This is a genomic window from Congregibacter sp., assembly GCF_965660375.1.
Lineage (GTDB): Bacteria > Pseudomonadota > Gammaproteobacteria > Pseudomonadales > Halieaceae > Congregibacter.
Window position 1 is genome coordinate 1 of the sequence record NZ_CBFHZO010000044.1, and the last position, 1,889, is coordinate 1,889.

Here is a 1,889-nt window from a genome sequence, read left to right on the forward strand (position 1 = left end):
ACGCAACGACTTTACCTATCCGGGCTCCACGCAAATTGATGGATACGGCGTCCAAACCGGGTTCTCGCCCAACTTCCCCTTCACCACCGGCTACCGATCCGATGAAGGGCCCTTCCCCGACGGCGTGATTTTCCGTAACGATGTGCGCCGTACCGATGAGCAGATGGGTGTGTTCGGTGAAGTAACCATGGACATTGTCGATGACCTGGCTCTTACATTGGGCGCACGCTGGTACGACATCGAAGTGGGTCTGGAAGGCAGCGCCAACGCGTCCTTCTGTAACCTTTTCCAGCCGGATTCAAACTCCTTCGGTACGGATATTTCGGATCTTTATAACGGTGATGGACAGATCACCTTCCGCGGCACCTGCGATCCGGACGCACAGGTCGTTTACACCGAGGACAACATCCAGGACGCACCGGATCAGGTGGCTGCGGCATTGCGCGAAGCCCCCACCTCGGCACAAACTGACGGCGTGATCGGCAAGATAAGCCTGTCCTACACGCCTACTCAGGATCAGTTGTGGTTTGTCACCCTGTCCGAGGGCTTCCGCCCGGGACTGCTGAACCGTCCCGGCGGCGCGGCGGGCCCCAATGGCTACCAGGTGCCCTTTGCTCTGGATACGGACGATGTGACCAACTACGAACTGGGTTGGAAACTCGACCTGCTGGATCAGTCTCTGCGCTTTAACGGCTCCTTGTTCTTCGTGGATATCGAGCGTCTGCAGACCACGATTTTCGATCCCAGCATTACCAACCTGTTCTTCTCGGACAACGCGGCCAATGCCGAGGTGATGGGTCTGGAAGGCTCCCTCGACTGGGCGCCCGCGTCACTGCCCGGACTGGTTGTCACCGGCTCTTTCTCCATGCTGGACACGGAGATTACCGAAGTACTGACGCCCACAGACGATGTTCGCAAGGGCGACTCCCTGGCCTTCGCGCCGGAGTTTCAGGCCACGGTTCGTGCGCGCTATAACTGGGATCTCAACAACGGTTTGCGAGCTCACGTTATGCCCCATCTGGCCTACTCCGATGAGTCCTTCAGCGACATCATTGCGATCAACCGTCAAACGGTGGATTCATGGTTGATGCTGGGCTTTACTGCAGGTGTCTCCAACACCCAGTGGACCGCCGAGGTATACGTGGACAACCTCACCAACGAAGCTGCGGAGCTGTCCAATAACTTCGTGAATGACCGTGACCGCGTCACTCTCGCACGCCCCATGACGGGCGGCGTACGCTTTACCTGGAACTTTGAGTGAGGCTGAGCGCCCGGCAACCCCGGGCGCGACTCTTTCCGAGCCTTCAACGGCTCCCGCGGCAGGCTCCCTGAGCACCGATGTTCAGGAGCTTATGCGCAAAGGCAAGATTGCCGATGCGCTGAGCCTGCTCCAATCCCGATTACACAGCGCTCCTGAAGACGGGGAAGCGCTGTATTTTGCTGCCGTATGTGCACGGATGAGCAAGTCCTTTGACGTGGCTCAGGGCTACCTCGACACCCTGCTGCACCTCGAGCCCGGCAATGGTCGTGGCCTGCAGGAACAGGCACACCTCTACCGTGACACCCAACAAACCAATGCCGCTATCGACGCCTACGGCGAGGCCCTGCGGGCCAATCCCGCGCTGCTGGCGAGCTATCGCCAGCGACTGGCGCTGCTGCGCGACACCGGTCGCGAGCAGGAGGCAACCGTCACCGCAGCACAACTGCAACAGGTCGAAGCTCTACCCAAGGCGCTCCTTGCAGTCACGGACCTTATCGCCCAGGGTCGAATCCTCAAGGCAGAACAACTCTGTCGGCAGTTTCTTATGCAGGCGCCAAGTCATACCGAGGGCATGCGACTCCTGGCCGACATTGGCTCCCGCCTGGGCGCGCTGGAGGAAGCAAACTTT

At 59.6% G+C, this 1,889-nt stretch carries 2 protein-coding genes; both read left to right on the top strand.

Features of this window, described 5'->3' with window-relative positions; all coding sequences use genetic code 11:
• Positions 1 to 1,261 (top strand): TonB-dependent receptor domain-containing protein (locus ACTG3T_RS03585; protein ID WP_439100894.1); only part of this gene is annotated, 1,261 nt, incomplete at its 5' end.
• Positions 1,254 to 1,889: tetratricopeptide repeat protein (locus ACTG3T_RS03590; RefSeq protein ID WP_439100895.1), on the top strand; the 636-nt coding region annotated here is incomplete at its 3' end. The genes ACTG3T_RS03585 and ACTG3T_RS03590, both read left to right, overlap by 8 nt.